The sequence below is a fragment of the Rhodococcus sp. CX genome, assembly GCF_015865005.1.
Lineage (GTDB): Bacteria > Actinomycetota > Actinomycetes > Mycobacteriales > Mycobacteriaceae > Rhodococcus.
In genome coordinates this window covers 1-2,402 of the sequence record NZ_JADZGH010000006.1, presented here as the reverse complement: position 1 = coordinate 2,402, position 2,402 = coordinate 1, and the positions used below count along the sequence as shown (strand labels likewise).

At 64.7% G+C, this 2,402-nt stretch carries 5 protein-coding genes; all 5 read right to left on the bottom strand.

Annotated elements, in window-relative coordinates:
- Positions 1-141 precede the first annotated feature (141 nt).
- Positions 142-1,002 carry a hypothetical protein gene (locus I0Q12_RS00155; protein WP_197250028.1) on the bottom strand — a complete coding sequence of 287 codons (861 nt, stop codon included), beginning with the start codon at positions 1,000-1,002 and terminating at the stop codon, positions 142-144.
- A gap of 3 nt (positions 1,003-1,005) precedes the next feature.
- Positions 1,006-1,353 carry a hypothetical protein gene (locus I0Q12_RS00150; protein WP_197250027.1) on the bottom strand — a complete coding sequence of 116 codons (348 nt, stop codon included), beginning with the start codon at positions 1,351-1,353 and terminating at the stop codon, positions 1,006-1,008.
- Positions 1,350-1,541: a hypothetical protein gene (locus tag I0Q12_RS00145; RefSeq protein ID WP_197250026.1), complete on the bottom strand. Its 192-nt coding sequence runs from the start codon at positions 1,539-1,541 to the stop codon at positions 1,350-1,352. The genes I0Q12_RS00150 and I0Q12_RS00145 overlap by 4 nt, the downstream gene beginning before the upstream one ends.
- A gap of 2 nt (positions 1,542-1,543) precedes the next feature.
- Entirely contained in the window at positions 1,544-2,005 is a 462-nt protein-coding gene (locus I0Q12_RS00140) for a hypothetical protein (protein ID WP_197250025.1), read from the bottom strand.
- Positions 2,006-2,095: 90 nt separating this feature from the next.
- Complete coding sequence (locus I0Q12_RS00135; protein WP_197250024.1) at positions 2,096-2,314, bottom strand: DNA-binding protein; 219 nt, start codon at positions 2,312-2,314, stop codon at positions 2,096-2,098.
- Between the last annotated feature and the right edge of the window lie 88 nt (positions 2,315-2,402).

Sequence of the window (2,402 nt, the reverse complement as noted above, 5' to 3'; positions counted from 1 at the left end):
GGCGCAGGTGGGGGCGGCAGGTCAGGCAGGGGATCGGGTTGCCGTCGTCGGTTTCGCCGAGCCATCCGCGTTGGCACCTGGGGTCGTGGGTGTTGTCGGGGCGGCCCGTGTCGTCGACGGGCTCGCCTGTGCGGTCGTGGATCATTGGGCCTCCTGTGTGGTCTGTGAGTCGTCGACGAACTGATGTCGGCGCCGGCCGACCTTGGGGCGGGCATTGCGGGCCCTGACGATGTCCCAGCGGATCGTGCTGTAGTGGCCGCCCTCCTCAATGCGCTTTTCGGCCTGGGCGCGTTCGGCGCCTCGGAATCCATCGGGGAGTTCGTTCTCGATCCATGCGAGCGGATCGACGGCTGGGTCAACCTCGGGAGCGCTGGGGGTGGGCGCAATGGGTTCCCAGATGGGCTCAGGGGCGGCCGCGGGGAAGCCATCGTCGAAGAGCTCGCCGAAGGCTGCATCGGCTTGCTCGGAGGCGATTTCAGGGGGGAGCGGGTCCTCGCGCACGCGCTCGCCCGCGCGCGCGTTACCTAACGCAACGACCCCCCTTGATTTGAATCCATTGATGGAATCCCCTGATAGTTCTTCCTGTTGGGGGGTCACTGAGTGTCCCCCTTCGGAGGGTGTCGATTGACCCCCTTCCGTTCCCGATTGACCCCCTTCGGTGTGTCGATTAACCCCCTTCTCCTCACCCCAAGGGGGTAACTCAGTGACCCCCTTGGGGATAGAGAGTGCATAGACGTTGGCCTTGCCTCTCCAGTACGCGTTACCGCCCGGATCGGTGAGTACCAACCACCCCTTCGCCACGAGACTGCGCAGCGCCTTCTTCGCCGTCCCCTCGGTTACGTGAGCGTCCACGGCGAGCCGGGTGAGTCCGGGGTGAGCGTTGGTGAGGTCGCCGCGCGCATACGTGCTCAGGTTCACCAAGACTCGGTATTCGGCATGCGTGAGTTCTGCACCCCGCAGCGCCTCGAGCCATGCGAACTTGTTCAGCGACCGACCGGACATGGCTCAGTGCTCACCAGCCTCGATCGGGACATCGGCGCGACGCCACAGACGAGCAGGACGGTCCCAGCCACCATCGGCAGCCCGGGCGGCGTACCCGCAGAACTCGATCAGCCCAGCGCGCGCCAGGTTGGTGACCGCTGCACCCGCGCGGCCGGGGTGGTCGACGACGTAGCCGGGCAGGTGCTCGACGAGCTGCGCTCCTGTGAACTGCGCCCCTACTGGGATGGTCGACAGCCATTGCCGCGCAAGCGTCATAAGATCGGGATGTGCGTTCGCGAGCGCCTTGTCGACGCCCGCAGCTCCGCCACTGCGCACACGGCGCGACGACGGAATCTCGTTGGTGGTGGTCAACTTTCCTCCTGGGGTCGCGCGGCCAGCTCGCGGAGGGCATCGCGGAGCTGGTCGGCGAGCGCGAATGCGTCGTCACGCTCGAGGTGGATGGATCCGAGCGAGCCGAGATCGATAACGACACCGTCGATCGCGTGGCCAGCGCGGGCCTTGATCTCGACGGCGGATGCGAGGTGCAGAGAAGTAGCCATGGTCAGACCTCCCAGGCCTTCTCAGTGGGCACCAGATCGATCGGGCGATCGATGGTCGCCCAGTGGTTCATTTCATTGCGCATGCTCGTGGTCTCGAAGGCTCGGATGGCTTCCGCCTCATCAGAGCCCTCTTCGCACCGCAGCATCAGCTCGGAGTACCACCAGCTCTTGTGCCTTCCTGTCTTGCGGGACCATCCGGTCGATTCGGACGGCGGATTCAGGAAGGATTCCTCCGCGGCGGCGAGCAGGTTTCGGATCTCCTTGCCCGAAAGCCCAGCGCAGGGGATTACGTAGATGCGGCCGTCGTCGAGGGCGTTCACGGTGCCGACGTGCTTCCACAGGTGCCCGTCATGGAATTCATACGTGGGGGTGCCTTCTGCTGGCAGGAGGTGAACGCCGATGATCTCGAGGTCGTCCTGGGTCCTCTGTCCGACGATGAAGGTGTAGAGCGAGGTATGGTTCAACGCGAATCTCCTATTTGCAGTGGGCTGGTTCTCCCGAATGCCGGCGGTCGCACCCGTCGGCATTCGTATTTCTGACTGATCGCTCTTCGGTCATGCGGTCGCCTCGGCGTCGTCCTCGATGCCGAGGGCCTTGAGCAGGCCAGCCACCGGCACGCGGTACTGACGTCCCACCCGCAGCACCGGGAAAGGGAGCTCATTCGTGCGCGCCTTCTGGTATCCGTACGTGGTTCCGATATCCGCCGCCTTGAGGGCGGTCCGAAGGTCCGTCACTGCGCCCAGGGCCTTGATCTCCGCAGGTGCCAGGCTCATCGCCTCTCCTTTGTCATTATGAGTCGGACTGTCTGATTCACGATGACCACTGAACACCGCCGGTGACCGCTTGTCAACACGTGGTTTG